Origin of the sequence: Serratia sp. Ser99 (genome assembly GCF_024519545.1) — a bacterium.
GTDB classification, from domain to species: Bacteria; Pseudomonadota; Gammaproteobacteria; order Enterobacterales; family Enterobacteriaceae; genus Serratia; species Serratia liquefaciens.
The window spans coordinates 184,080-196,902 of sequence record NZ_JALJRT010000008.1 but is presented as its reverse complement, the minus strand read 5'-3'; the positions used below and the strand labels follow the sequence as shown (position 1 = coordinate 196,902).

Below are 12,823 nucleotides of genomic sequence, written 5' to 3'. Positions count from 1 at the left end.
TGGCCTATATAACATCGGGGGAAAGTGGCTCTGGCGGTAAAGTTACGCGGCGTTAGAATCTCGCCTGAGTCCACTATTGCCGTTTTTTGAGGGTGTCATGTCATTACCATCGGGTATCTCAGCCAGGCCGGTTTTCCCGGGGGCGCACATTTTACAGGGCAGCAGTCAGGGGTATGTGATTGCTATCATCAGCGCCATGTTGCTGGCCTTTACCGCCATTATTATCCGCGTGCTGACGGAGTATTATCACCTGCCGACCTTTGTGCTGGCTTTTTGGCGCGCGGCGCTGGTTGCTCTGGTGCTGTTGCCGGTACTGCTGCTGTTCAAACCCGAATGGGCGCGTTTACAGCGCGCGCAGATCCCCTTTTATGCCTGCTATGGTCTGCTGCTGGCAGTGTTCAACAGCCTGTGGACGCTGTCGGTGGCGCTGAACGGTGCGTCGGTGGCGACTATCCTGACCTACTGCTCGGTCGGTTTTACCGTGTTTCTCGGCTGGATGATGTACAGCGAGCGCCTTAGCCTGCGCCAGTTGGTGGTGATTGTAGTCAGCCTGGGCGGCTGTTTTCTGGTCAGCAACGGCGACAGCATGGGCAACAGCCATTTTAACCTGTTGGGGCTGGTGGTGGGCATGCTGTCCGGCATCGGATACACCCTCTATACGCTGGGCGGGCGGGTCGCGACCGAACGGCGTTACCCGGTGTGGAACACCATCCTGTACGTGTTCGGCTTTTCGGCGGTCTATCAGTGGTTGTTCAATGCCGCGCTGACCTTTTACCCGCTGGAAGCGTTCCACGGCATGACGGGGTCATTGTGGTTCCTGTCGCAGGGCGTTCAGGGTATCGAGTGGGGGGGCTGGTGGTTGCTGCTGACCCTGGCTGCCGGCCCAACGCTGTTGGGGTTCGGCCTGTACAACATCAGTTTGAAAACCTTGCCGCTGGCGGTGGCAAACCTGATTTTGTCGCTGGAACTGGTGTTCACGGCAGCGATCGCTTACTTCCTGCTGGGGGAAAGTATGAATCAGTTACAGCTGCTGGGCAGTGCGTTGGTGATGGGCGGGGTGCTGATGCTGAAGAGCAAGACGGCTGCGACGTGATTTGTTAACATTAGGGCCGGATGTGGAGGCAACAATGACCAATAACCCAAGATTAAAACGGGCGTTAATCGCTTAAAGCGGCAGTGTTTTACGACCAAAAAACACTGCCACAGACATTTGGCTGTGGCTCTTGCAATGAATATAGAGAAAGCGCCATGACTGAAAAACACTGGTCAAAAACAGAACTGTTACACCAAACGGTGACCAACCCCAATATTATCGTCAAAGGGACTCACAGCTATTACAGCGACTACCTGGATGACGGCTTTGAGCGCTCCGTGGTGCGTTATTTGCACGGAGACGAGGTCAGCCAACAGTGGCAGCCGCTAGGAACGATAGACCAATTGCTGATCGGCGATTATGTCTGCATTGCCGCCGAGGCGGTGATCCTGATGGGGGGCAACCATACCCATCGTGCCGATTGGTTCTGCCTGTATCCGATGATGGAAAGCATTCTGGCTTCCTATCAGCCGAAGGGCGATACCCGGTTGGGGGACGGCTGCTGGATAGGCATGCGGGCGATGCTGATGCCGGGCGTGACGATTGGGGAAGGAGCGATAGTCGCCGCCGGCAGCGTTGTGACGAAGGATGTTGAGCCTTACACCCTGGTGGGGGGCAATCCGGCGCGACCAATAAGACTGCGCTTTGCTCCGCAGATCGTAGCCAGGTTACTCGCTTTGCGCATTTATGATCTGTCGGCTGAGGATTTTTCTCAGGTGCAGCCTTTGCTGGCCAATGACGATATTGCGGCCCTTGAACGGGCGATAAGCGAAATTAAACGTTAAATGAAAAGGGCGGAGTTAATACTCCGCCCTTTTACTTATTCGGCCTTGGCCGCTTCCGCCGTCAGGCGGCGTTTGCGTATTCTGCGCAACAGCAGCGGTAGCACCAGCACGGATACCGCCAGCACCAGCAGCGTTTGCGCGATGCCACTACCCCACAGGATGCTGAACTCACCGTTGCTGATCGACAGCGCGCGGCGCAGGTTTTGCTCCAGCATTTCTCCCAGAACGAAGCCCAGGATCAGCGGTGACATCGGGAAGTGCATCTTCCTCAGTATGTAACCAAACACCCCCAGCCCAACCATCAATAGCAGGTCAAAGGTGGTACTGTGCACCGCGTAAACGCCGACCGCCGACACCGCGGCAATCGCCGGTACCAGGAACCACAAAGGGATGGTCAGCATGCGGGTAAACAGGCCCACCAACGGCAGGTTCATGATCAGCAGGATCACGTTGGCAATCAGCAGCGCGGCAATCAGCCCCCAGACAATATCCGGCTGTTCGGTGAACATTGCCGGACCTGGCGTGATGTTGTACAGCGTCAGTGCTCCCATCATTACCGCGGTGGTGCCGGAACCCGGTACGCCCAGCGTCAGCATCGGAATGAACGAACCGCAGGCCGAGGCGTTATTGGCCGCTTCGGGCGCAGCGACGCCGCGGATATCCCCTTTGCCGAAGGTTTCACTGTTGCCGCTGATTTTCTTTTCGGTCATGTAAGTCAGGGCGCTGGCGATGGTGGCCCCGGCACCCGGCAGAATGCCGACGAAGAAACCGATCACCGAAGAACGCAGCGTGGGGCCCACGCACTCGGCGGCCTCTTTACGGTTAAACAGCAGGCGGCCGGTCTTACGCACCAGTTTTTGCCCAGCGCTGGTGCTTTCGAGCATCAGCAAGATTTCACTGACCGAGAACAGGCCAATCACCACCACGATAAATTGCACGCCATCGGAGAGGTGGACGCTGTCGAAGGTGAAACGATAAACGCCGGTGTTGGCGTCCACCCCGACCGTCGCCAGCCCCAGACCAATCAGTGCCGCCAGCAGCGATTTCAGCGGGTTTTGGCTCATCATGCTGCCCAGACAGGCGATAGCGAACACCATCAGGGCGAAATATTCTGCCGGACCAAATGCCAGTGACCAACGGGCCAGCAGCGGGGCAAACAGAATGATCCCGCCGATGGCAATCATCGAACCGACAAAGGAGCTGACCGCCGAAATCGACAGCGCGACGCCGGCACGGCCTTGTTGTGCCATGGGGTAACCGTCCAGTGCGGTCATGATCGCAGCGGCGTCTCCCGGTACGTTGAGCAATATCGAGGAGATGCGGCCGCCGTACTCGCAGCCGATATACACCGTCGCCAGCAGGATCAGTGCCGACTCGGCTGGTAATTTGAGGGCAAACGCCAGCGGCAGCAGGATCGCCACGCCGTTGATCGGCCCCAGACCCGGCAGCAGGCCGACAATGGTGCCGACGAAGCAGCCGATCAGGGCGATAATCAGGTTCTGGGGCACCAGCGCCACCTCGAACCCTTGAGACAAATACATCCAGGTTTCCATCATCGCCCCCGTTAGCTCAGCCAAACGCCGAGTGGCAGTGTCACATCAAGTAAGCGGTCAAAGGCGTAATAGAGCGAAACGCCCATGATCGCGCCAGACACCAACGCCGCTATCAGGCTGGCCTGGAACAGCAGGCCAATGCTGAAGGTCAGCAGTGCGGTTGCCAGCGGAAAGCCCAGCCACTCGAAGCCCCAGGCGTACAGCACCAGCGTGATCACCAGCACCAGCAGACGTTGCATCACCTTGTTATGCGGCCATTCAACGGCCTGCGGTTTGTTCAACAGCAGCAGTGCCGCACACAGCGCCATCAGGCTGAGGATAGCCAGTGGGAAGGGCCGCGGACCCAGTGGTTCATAGCTGTATTCACTCTGGATACCCCAGCCGATAAACAGGCCGCCGATGCACAGCAGCAGCCAGAATCCGGCAAAAATGCGATCGCTCATGGTATGCCCCCGGTTATTTTGCCAGACCGAAAACTTTGGCCTGTTCGCGGTACTGATTGACCTGGTTTTTCACGTAGGCGTCCAATTCTTTGCCGGTCAGGTCGAATTCAAACAGGCCACGCAGATCGCGCTGTTGCTTGAATTCCTCGGTCGCCATCATTTTCTTGAAGGTATCGAGCCACCACTGGTACTCCTCTTCCGTGACCTTCGGGCCAACGTAGAAGCCGCGAATGATCGGCCAGACCAGATTGAACCCTTGCTCTTTGGCGGTCGGAACATCGGCTAACTGACCCGGCAGGCGCTGTTCGGAATACACCGCCAGCACGCGAATTTTGTCGCCCTGCAGGTAAGGCACCATTTCGCTCAGATCGCCGGAAACTGCCTGGATGTGGTTGCCGAGCAGAGCAGTAACCGGCTCGCCGCCGCCTTCGAACGCCACGTAACGCATCTTGTGGGGATCGACGCCGACTTCGCGCGCCAGCAGGGCGGTTTTCATCCAATCCTGGCTACCGATAGAAGCGCCTGCGCCGAACACCACGCTGTTGGGATCTTTTTGGAAGGCGTTCATCAGGTCTTTCAGGGTTTTGTACGGTGAGTCGGCACGCACGGCGATCATGCCGTAGTCGGTGCCGACAGCGGCCAACCATTTGACGTCATCGACGTTGTAACGGCCGAATTTTCCCTGTGACAGATTCAGCAGCGAGCCGCCGGAGAAGGCGACTACCGTGCCGAATTCCGCCGGGCGCTGAGCCACGATGGCGTTGTAAGCCACCGCGCCGACGCCGCCAGGCATATAGGTCACGCGCATCGGTTTGTCGATGGCTTTAGTTTCTTGCAACGAGACCTGGATCAGCTTGCAGGTCAGGTCAAATCCCCCGCCAGGCTTGGCAGGAGCGATACATTCGGTGCGTTTCGGCGCTTCCAGGGCAAAAGCCTGATGGGTGGCCAGCAGCAGAGCGGTAGCGGTCAGTGTGCGGGTGATTATTTTTTTCATTGCTTTCCCCAAGGTATTTTTTCAGTCGGTGTGGATCCCCGCCGATACGGGTTGCTGGATTGTTAAATCAACAACCTTTCATTTACCTTTCAACCGAGGGAAAAGTTTCCGGGATGTGATACGTGTCTCCTGTTAGCGAGAATTACACGACTGACCATCGTCCTGATTGCCCGCCGGCTAACACATACGACAGGGGAATAACAGCCCGTAAAACCTGCTGAAAGCCTGCGTAATGTCAGTTTTGGTCGTTCTTTCTTGCGATAAAATGCCGAAAAATAAAATGTATGAAGGTGCGGTATTATGTTTTCATTAGGGAAGTTATTCGGCAGCAAGGACAGCAATAAAGTAAGTGCCATCAAGATGTTGCCCGCGGCTTATGCCGAGGCTGTTGGGGAAGAAGGCCATTGCCGACTGAAGCGCCTGCGTGCAGATATCGGCGTTTTTGAACTGCATTTTTCAAATGGCAAAGGCGAAAAATACACTAGCTACATGACCGCCTGTGTTACTGGCATAGATCTGGTTTTCTCCACCAACAATCGTTTGGTACTGGTGTCTCCACCGTTTACCCCCACCAAATTGAAACCGGTATTTGATATCGCTCTGGCTGACTGCGAATTCGAAATGTAGTGGCTGGATAAACGAATTAGCCCTGTTGCCGGCGGCTCAGGGTTTATTCCGTGTCGCAATTGTGTTCCAGCTCCCAAAACTGAATGGGGGCAACCCTTCTATCACTGCGTCTTCCGTGCCATCCTGCTGTTATAAAGATGTTAATTGACAATAAGTCGGATGCTGGCGCTATCGCTCAGTATTCGGCCTGCGGGCATAGAAAAATCAATGGAATGGAAACATGCGTCTGTTATTGGTTGAGGATCATCCCGAGTTATCCCACTGGCTGCAAAAGGCGTTAACCGGCGTCGGTTTTGCCGTCGACGTCGCGCCGGACGGGCTGGCGGCCGATCATTTGTTGTTAAACGAATCCTATGCGCTGGTGGTGCTGGACGTGGCGTTACCGCGGCTGAACGGGCTGGATCTGCTGGCCCGTCTGCGCAAGCGAGGGCAGGATTTACCGGTGCTGTTGCTGACGGCCAGAACCGACGTCGCCGATCGGGTTAAAGGGTTGAACCTGGGGGCCGACGATTATCTCACCAAGCCTTTCGAACTGGATGAGTTGGAGGCGCGCATTCGGGCGTTGCTGCGCCGCAGCGTTGGCGTGACCCAGCAGGCGCTGCAATACGGTGCGCTGACCTATCACGATGAAGGCTATTTTCAGCTGGACGACAAACCTCTGCAATTGACGCCGCGTGAACTGGCGGTGCTGACCGCGTTGATCCACCGCCGTGGTCGGCCGGTGGCCAAACAGCAGTTGTTTGAACAGGTGTTTACTTTGGCCGACGAGGCCAATCCGGAAAGCATCGAACTCTATGTCCACCGGCTGCGAAAAAAACTGCAGGGCAGCAACGTGGCGATTATCACTCTGCGCGGTCTGGGCTACAGCCTGGAGCTTTGCAATGAGGTGGTTTAACGCGCCGCAATCGCTGTTTTATCAACTGCTGTTGTTTTTTGGCCTGCCGCTGCTGGTGTTAGGCGGTATCTCGATTTATACCCACTACTTCAGCGCGATGAATGCCGCTACGCTGGCTTACGATCGTACGTTGCTGGCGTCAGCGCGTACCGTGGCGGAACGGTTGGTGGTGCGAAATGGCCGGCTTGAGGCGGATGTGCCCTACGTGGTGCTCGACAGCTTTGAGCGCAACATGAACGATCAGCTCTACTACGAAGTGATCTCCCCGCAGGGCGTAAGTATCTCCGGCTATGACGATCTGCCGACGATGCCGCCGCATATTTTACGCTCAAGCCTGTACCCGGCGCTGGTGCATTTCTATGACGCCGAATATCGCGGTCGCCCGATCCGCGTCGCTGCCCTGTACCAGCCGGTCAACGAATCCGGAGTGATGGGCATGGCCACCATTCTGGTGGCGGAAACCCTGGAGTCGCGCCGCTATCTGGCAAGGCAGATGATGCTTTCCGCTTTGCTCAGCCAGGGAACCGTGGTGGTACTGACCATGATCCTGGCCTTTGCGCTGCTCAAGCGGGTGCTTAAGCCGATGCGCAAGCTTTCCGGCATTATGCTGCGGCGTGACCCGGGTGAGCTGACGCCGTTGCCGATGGTGTTGCCCTGGTCGGAAATGCAGCCGCTGTTGCTGGCATTCAACCGCTATATTGAACGGCTGCGGGTGATGGTCGCACGACAGGAACGTTTTAGCGCCGACGCTTCACATCAGCTGCGCACGCCGTTAACCGTATTGAAAACCCAGGTGGGGGTGGCGCTGGCCAGCGATAAGCCGGAGCAGTGGCGGGAAAGCTTGCTGGCCATGAGCGCAACGCTGGATAACACCGTGGCGCTGACCGATCGCTTGCTCTATCTCTCACGGCTCAAAGCTCATGAGCATCACGCCGATCGCCAACTGCAGCCGGTAAACCTGGCGCAGGTGCTGCGCGATGCCTGTTTTTCACGTTTACCCCAGGCTCGCAGCAAGCGCATCGATTTGGGGTACGAGGGAGAATCGGTTTGTTGGGTCGGCGGAGAAACGCTGTTGCTAACCGAACTGTGCGCCAACTTGCTGGATAACGCACTGAAATATACGCCGCATCAGGGCACGGTCACCGCACGTTTAACCCTGGACAAGCAGGCCGGGGAGGGAATATTGGAAATTGAAGACAGCGGCCCGGGCATTGCCCAACAGGATACCGCGCAGGCGCTGCAGCCGTTTCATCGGTTGGATAACGTGGGTGATCAACCCGGTGCCGGGTTAGGGCTGGCGCTGGTCAGCGATATCACCCGTTATCACGGCACCCGCCCGGAGCTGTTGACCTCGGCCACGCTGGGTGGCCTGCTGGTGCGGGTGCGTTTTCAATTGTTATCTTAGCTCTGACATTCCGCGGCTTGTTTGGCCTTGCGCCCCAGCGGCGTGCGCAGACGCTGCGACAGGATCACGCCCAGCAGGGTAATGCCGCCGCCGATCAGATGGTAGCTGTGCAGATGTTCATGCAGGAACAGCACCGCAATGATGGCGGTAAATACCGGTGCCAGGTTCATAAAAATCGACGCGGTATTGGCCCCCAGACGCATAACGCCGTGGATCCACAGATAAGGTGCGACAATCGAGGCCGGAATGCCGGCAAACAGCACCAGCGGGATGTTTTGGCTGGTCAGAGACACGTCTTGTGCCATCAGGAAGTTCGGCAGTAACAACACCACGCCGAACAGGATCTGCACATACAACGACTGCCAGTTCGGCAGGGCAATCGCCCAGCGTTTGGTCAGCACGCCGTACAGCGCATAAGAGGCGGTGGCGGCGAACATCATCAATTCCCCCTTGCCGATGCCGTGCTGCAGCAACTCACCCGGGTTACCGGCACTCACCAGCCAGATCAAGCCGCCCAAAGACAACAGGCTGCCGATGGCAATACCTACCGTGGGAGCGACGCGCAACAGCACGATGCTGATCAGAATGGTCAGTAATGGGATCAGCGAGACAATAATGCCCATAAACAGCGCGCTGACGCTGTGCGCCGCGTAATAGGCCAGACTCTGATACAGCACCATGCCCAGCATGCCGAGGACCAGCAATTTCCACCAGTTGGCGCGTATCGCCGACCAGTGGCGGATCACGCCGGGCAGTACGAACGGCGTAAGGGTGATCAGCGCCAGCAACCAGCGGTAGAAGGAGATCGCGGCCGGATCGATAGCGGTGGCCGAGAGTTTGCTGACCACGGCGTTGATTGACCAAATCAGAACCGCCAGCAAAGGGAAGAGCATATTCATGATAATTATTCTCATTAACGACTAACATGCTGGCTAGTTTACTCGTGTCCGGTTTATTATATATAGTGATATCCAGACAAATTTTCTGCCAAACAAGACAAGTAACGGGGCGAAACCATGCCAGAAATCCGCCATTTCCCAGAAGCCTTGATCCCGGCGCCGCGGCCGGTGCAGTTCCGCTGCGAAGAGTTCAATGCTCGTACCGAGTTCCAGCCACATCGCCACAGCTGGGGACAGTTGATGTGGGTAAAAGCTGGCGTCATGGTGCTGCGTATCGGCGGCCAGCGCTTTTTGGCACCGCCGGAATTTGTGTTGTGGGCGCCAGCGGAGATTGAACACTCCTGCTATAACCAGCGCTTGGCGCAGTGTCGCATGGTGGATATTGCGCTGCCGCTGTGCGCCGGTTTGCCGGAAGAACCTTGTCTGGTCAGCGTGACCCCGATTTTCCGCGCCATTGCCGAAGATTTTTACGCTCGCAAACAATACATCCCGCAAAGCAAACAGGATTTACGCCTGTGCCGCGCGTTGATCGACCAACTGCATATCTCACCGGTGCAGCAAACTTATCTGCCGACCTCCGAAGACAAATTTTTGGCACCGGTGTTGGAAGCCCTGGAGCACTGTCCGTCGGACAATACCTCGCTCGCCATCTGGGCCACTCGGGTCTACACCACTGAACGCACGCTGTCGCGCCGCTGCCAGCAGGACTTGGGGATGTCGTTTAGCGAATGGCGTCAGCGCCTGCGTTTTTTGCATGCCGTTTCGCTGTTGGAGCAGGGTAAAACCGTACAAGAGGTTGCGCTGGAAGTGGGCTATAGCTCTGCGTCGGCGTTTATCGTCATGTTTCAGCAAATCGCCGGCACCACCCCCGAGCGCTTTCGCCGGGCATGATTCAGTGGCACACTATTTCCCAGATCACTCTTCATACTTGACGCCGCCTCTGCGTTGGCTGCGAGCACTCACCCCAGTCACTTATTTGAGTAAGCTTCTGGGGACTCCTGCTCTTACCGCCTTGATGCAGCGCCAATTATTTTGGGTATAAATAGCCGTAAACCGTCGGAGCAACAAGTGAAAATCCTGGTTGATGAAAATATGCCGTACGCGACTGAATTGTTCAGTCGCTTGGGGAACGTACAGGCCGTGCCTGGCCGCCCAATTCCGAGTGATGCGTTGGCGGATGCCGATGCGTTGATGGTGCGCTCGGTGACCAAAGTGAATGAAGCGCTGCTGGCCGGCACCCGCATTGGTTTTGTCGGCACCGCGACAGCCGGCACCGATCACGTAGACGACGCCTGGCTGCAACAGCAGGGCATAGGTTTTTCTGCGGCACCGGGGTGTAACGCCATTGCCGTGGTGGAATATGTCTTCTCCGCGCTGATGTTGCTGGCTGAGCGTGACGGTTTTCACCTGCGCGATAAAACCGTCGGCATTATCGGCGTCGGCAACGTAGGTTCACGGCTGGATGCCCGTTTGAAAGCCCTGGGCGTGCGTACCTTACTGTGCGATCCGCCGCGTGCCGATCGTGGTGACAGCGGCGAGTTCTGGCCATTGGAGAAGCTGGTGGCGGAAGCTGACGTGCTGACCTTCCATACGCCGCTCAATAAATCCGGCCCTTATCATTCATTGCACCTGGCGGATGCCGAACTGCTGGCGGCACTGCCGGACAATCGCATTCTGATCAACGCTTGCCGCGGTCCGGTAGTCGACAACGCGGCGCTGTTGCAGGCGCTGGAAAAAGGCAAAAAGCTGAGCACGGTGCTGGACGTGTGGGAACCGGAGCCGGAGCTGTCTCTGCCGCTGCTAGCGCGGGTCGATATCGGTACCGCGCATATCGCCGGTTACACGCTGGAGGGCAAGGCGCGCGGCACGACGCAGGTCTTCGAGGCCTTCAGCCGCCACCTGGGACAGCCGCAGCAGATCGAACTGGCCTCATTGTTGCCGGTGCCCGAGTTCAGTCAGATCCAGCTCAATGGGCCACTGGACGAAGGCAAATTAAAACGATTGATGCACTTGGTGTATGATGTGCGCCGCGACGACGCGCCGCTGCGTAAAGTGGCCGGGCAACCGGGCGAGTTTGATCGTCTGCGCAAACATTATCAGGAGCGCCGTGAATGGTCTTCATTACGCGTCCAGTGTGATGATAGCGCCAGTGCGGAGCTGCTGCACAAGCTGGGCTTTTCGATCGCGTAAGGCTTTCTTAAGCCACAGTGACTAATTTTGTTATCAGGGCGGCGAATCAGTCGCCCATCTGCATTTGAAAAATACTCTGGAGAAACCCAATGTCTGACGGCTGGAATATCGCTCTGCTTGGCGCCACTGGCGCGGTAGGTGAAGCGTTGCTGGAATTGTTACAGGAACGCCAGTTCCCGGTGGGCGAACTCTATCCTTTGGCCAGCGAACGCAGTGCCGGTGCCACGGTGCGCTTCAATGGCAAATCGGTTCTGGTGCAAAAAGCGGAAGAATTCGACTGGTCACAGGCCCAATTGGCGTTCTTCGTCGCCGGTAGCGAAGCCTCGGCCCGCTATGCGGAAGAAGCCGGCAATATGGGCTGCCTGGTGATCGACACCAGTGGCCTGTTTGCGCTGGAGCCGGACGTTCCGCTGGTGGTACCGGGGGTTAACCCGCAGGTGCTGGCGGATTACCGTAATCGTAATATCGTCGCCGTGGCCGACAGCATGGTCAGCCAACTGCTGACGGCCATCAAACCTTTGACCGAACAGGCCGGGCTTTCCCGTCTGCACGTCACCACCCTGATGTCGGTCTCCGCCCGCGGAAAAGTGGCGGTAGACGATTTGGCCGGTCAGAGTGCGCGCCTGCTGAACGGCATTCCGGCCGAGCCGGGCGTGTTTGCCAAGCAGCTGGCGTTCAACCTGCTGCCGTTGATGACCGACGAGCAGGGCAGCGTGCGCGAAGAACGGTTGATCGTCGACCAGGTGCGTAAAGTGCTGCAGGACGAAGGGCTGCCGATCTCGGTGAGCTGCGTGCAGTCGCCGGTGTTTTACGGCCATGCACAGGTGGTGCATCTGGAAGCGCTGCGCCCAATTTCTGCGGAAGAAGCGCGCAGCGAGCTGGAGCAGGTAGACGATATCCAACTGAGCGAAGAAGACGACTATCCGACTCAGGTCACTGAAGCTTCCGGCAGCGATGCGCTGAGCCTGGGCTGCTTGCGCAATGACTACGGCATTCCTGAAATTCTGCAGTTCTGGTCGGTCGCCGACAACGTACGCTTCGGTGGCGCGCTGATGGCTATCGAAACCGCAGAGCGTCTGGTGCAGGAGCAGATGTACTGATGTCAGAGGTTGTTTTGCCCACCCAGCCGACACTGAAAATCGCGCTGGGGATTGAATATGACGGCAGCCGTTATTATGGCTGGCAGCGTCAGCAGGAAGTGGCCAGCGTGCAGGCCTGTCTGGAACAGGCCTTGAGCAAGGTGGCCAATGCGCCGATCAACGTGCTGTGCGCCGGACGTACCGACGCCGGAGTGCACGCTACCGGTCAGGTGGTGCATTTTGAAACCACCGCGCAGCGCAAGGACGCCGCCTGGACGATGGGGGTCAACACCCATCTGCCGCCGGATATCGCCGTGCGCTGGGTAACCGGCGTGCCTGAAGATTTCCATGCGCGTTTCAGCGCCACCGCGCGCCGTTACCGCTACATTATTTATAATCACCGCTACCGCCCAGCGGTATTGCAGCAGGGGATGACCCATTTTTATCACCCGCTGGATGCCGACCGGATGGAAAGGGCGGCGCAGGCGCTGCTGGGCGAAAACGACTTTACGTCGTTTCGCGCCGTGCAATGCCAGTCGCGTACTCCCTGGCGTAACGTAAAACACGTTAAGGTTACGCGCCACGGTGAATATATTGTGGTAGATATCAAGGCGAATGCCTTTGTGCATCATATGGTTCGCAACATTGTCGGTAGCCTGATGGAAATTGGCTGCGGCAATCAGGACGAGAACTGGATGGCCGAGTTGCTGGCGCTGAAGGATCGCAATCTGGCTGCGGCTACGGCGCGGGCCGAAGGGTTATACCTGGTGAGCGTTGATTATCCTGAGCACTTTGCTTTACCCCGGCCACCGATGGGGCCACTGTTTTTACCCGACGATTAAACGCCGGCGCGACTGACG

13 protein-coding genes are annotated in these 12,823 nt (G+C 57.5%); 9 read left to right on the top strand and 4 right to left on the bottom strand.

The features are described 5' to 3' along the window. Window positions 1-97: 97 nt before the first annotated feature. Together NR114_RS17105 and NR114_RS17100 are read left to right on the top strand one after the other, a co-directional pair. Window positions 98-1,093, top strand: coding sequence for a DMT family transporter (locus tag NR114_RS17105; RefSeq protein WP_256813469.1), 996 nt, complete (start codon window positions 98-100; stop codon window positions 1,091-1,093). Window positions 1,094-1,248: 155 nt separating this feature from the next. Continuing rightward, complete coding sequence (locus tag NR114_RS17100; protein WP_020827885.1) at window positions 1,249-1,878, top strand: CatB-related O-acetyltransferase; 630 nt, start codon at window positions 1,249-1,251, stop codon at window positions 1,876-1,878. A 35-nt stretch (window positions 1,879-1,913) separates the two neighbouring features. Here NR114_RS17100 and NR114_RS17095 read toward each other — a convergent pair whose 3' ends face one another. The 3 genes from NR114_RS17095 to NR114_RS17085 are packed head-to-tail and all read right to left on the bottom strand — an operon-like array spanning window position 1,914 to window position 4,868. Continuing rightward, a complete protein-coding gene (locus NR114_RS17095; RefSeq protein WP_020827884.1) occupies window positions 1,914-3,431 on the bottom strand; it encodes a tripartite tricarboxylate transporter permease in 1,518 nt (505 codons plus the stop codon). Between the two features lie 11 nt (window positions 3,432-3,442). Continuing rightward, the gene (locus NR114_RS17090; RefSeq protein WP_046373041.1) at window positions 3,443-3,874 is read right to left on the bottom strand and encodes a tripartite tricarboxylate transporter TctB family protein; all 432 of its coding nucleotides are present in this window, start codon (window positions 3,872-3,874) and stop codon (window positions 3,443-3,445) included. Between the two features lie 13 nt (window positions 3,875-3,887). Continuing rightward, a complete protein-coding gene (locus NR114_RS17085; protein WP_020827882.1) occupies window positions 3,888-4,868 on the bottom strand; it encodes a tripartite tricarboxylate transporter substrate binding protein in 981 nt (326 codons plus the stop codon). Window positions 4,869-5,168: 300 nt separating this feature from the next. On the opposite strand from NR114_RS17085, the gene NR114_RS17080 reads away from it, so the two are divergent. From NR114_RS17080 to NR114_RS17070, 3 genes are all read left to right on the top strand, one after another. Then, window positions 5,169-5,495 carry a hypothetical protein gene (locus NR114_RS17080; RefSeq protein WP_046373043.1) on the top strand — a complete coding sequence of 109 codons (327 nt, stop codon included), beginning with the start codon at window positions 5,169-5,171 and terminating at the stop codon, window positions 5,493-5,495. Window positions 5,496-5,715: 220 nt separating this feature from the next. Further along, window positions 5,716-6,390: a transcriptional regulator TctD gene (gene tctD, locus NR114_RS17075; RefSeq protein WP_020827880.1), complete on the top strand. Its 675-nt coding sequence runs from the start codon at window positions 5,716-5,718 to the stop codon at window positions 6,388-6,390. Then, window positions 6,377-7,795, top strand: a complete 1,419-nt coding sequence (locus NR114_RS17070; protein ID WP_020827879.1) for a sensor histidine kinase — start codon at window positions 6,377-6,379, stop codon at window positions 7,793-7,795. Before tctD ends, NR114_RS17070 begins: the two co-directional genes overlap by 14 nt. Here the strand turns inward: NR114_RS17070 and NR114_RS17065 are convergent. Next, a complete protein-coding gene (locus NR114_RS17065) occupies window positions 7,792-8,694 on the bottom strand; it encodes a DMT family transporter (RefSeq protein WP_020827878.1) in 903 nt (300 codons plus the stop codon). The genes NR114_RS17070 and NR114_RS17065 overlap by 4 nt on opposite strands. 117 nt (window positions 8,695-8,811) lie before the next feature. On the opposite strand from NR114_RS17065, the gene NR114_RS17060 reads away from it, so the two are divergent. From NR114_RS17060 to truA, 4 genes are all read left to right on the top strand, one after another. Beyond that, complete coding sequence (locus NR114_RS17060; RefSeq protein WP_046373045.1) at window positions 8,812-9,585, top strand: helix-turn-helix transcriptional regulator; 774 nt, start codon at window positions 8,812-8,814, stop codon at window positions 9,583-9,585. A gap of 177 nt (window positions 9,586-9,762) precedes the next feature. Continuing rightward, window positions 9,763-10,884, top strand: coding sequence for a 4-phosphoerythronate dehydrogenase PdxB (pdxB, locus tag NR114_RS17055; protein WP_046373046.1), 1,122 nt, complete (start codon window positions 9,763-9,765; stop codon window positions 10,882-10,884). Window positions 10,885-10,973: 89 nt separating this feature from the next. Further along, window positions 10,974-11,984: an aspartate-semialdehyde dehydrogenase gene (locus tag NR114_RS17050; protein WP_046373047.1), complete on the top strand. Its 1,011-nt coding sequence runs from the start codon at window positions 10,974-10,976 to the stop codon at window positions 11,982-11,984. Next, window positions 11,984-12,805 carry a tRNA pseudouridine(38-40) synthase TruA gene (truA, locus tag NR114_RS17045; protein WP_020827874.1) on the top strand — a complete coding sequence of 274 codons (822 nt, stop codon included), beginning with the start codon at window positions 11,984-11,986 and terminating at the stop codon, window positions 12,803-12,805. The genes NR114_RS17050 and truA overlap by 1 nt, the downstream gene beginning before the upstream one ends. The last annotated feature ends 18 nt before the right edge of the window (window positions 12,806-12,823 follow it).